This is a genomic window from Verminephrobacter aporrectodeae subsp. tuberculatae At4 (assembly GCF_000193225.1).
Taxonomy (GTDB): Bacteria; Pseudomonadota; Gammaproteobacteria; order Burkholderiales; family Burkholderiaceae_C; genus Acidovorax; species Acidovorax aporrectodeae.
Map to the genome: position 1 here is coordinate 1 of NZ_AFAL01000903.1, position 567 is coordinate 567.

A 567-nucleotide genomic window follows, 5' to 3' on the forward strand; every position below is an offset into this window, starting at 1 on the left:
AAAGCCGGCGTTGCCCGTGAGGGCTGCCGGGTCCAGGGTGTTGGCTTCCGTGTACGTGAGCACCAGCTGGTCGCCGGTGACCGTGGCGGTGTTGATCACCGGGGCCACGGTATCTCGGGTGTCCACGGAGTAGTTGGCGCTGCTGACGCCGCCCACGCCGGCGTTGCCAGCGTTGTCGGTCACCCCGGCGAGGTCTACGCGGATGACATTCGCCTCGGCACTGACGTTGGCTGTTGGCGTGAAGGTGGCCGTCCAGGCCGTGCGCTCGGCGTTGGCCGTGGGCGTGCTCAGCGTGCCGTTGGGGGACAGGATGTCGCTGGTGTCAAAGCCGTTGACGGGCTTGGTGAAGAAGAAGGTAACGGTGGTGCTCTCGCCCGCGGTGAGCGCGCGGTCGGCGATCGTGATGCGGACGCCGAGCGGCTCCCGGGGCGTGTTGTTCGTCACCTCCCGGCTGCTGAAGTTTGCTGCGTCGTTGCCCGCAGCGTCCTGCACCACGGCGCCGGATGTGGGTTTGGTGTAGCTGACGGTCACCGTCTCAGCCTGGGTCACGGCGCGGCTCAGCGTGAG

1 protein-coding gene is annotated in these 567 nt (G+C 67.9%); it reads right to left on the reverse strand.

The features are described 5' to 3' along the window. On the reverse strand, positions 1–549 hold a 549-nt coding region (locus tag VTU_RS29790), incomplete at its 3' end, for an Ig-like domain-containing protein (RefSeq protein WP_236610839.1). Positions 550–567 lie beyond the last annotated feature (18 nt).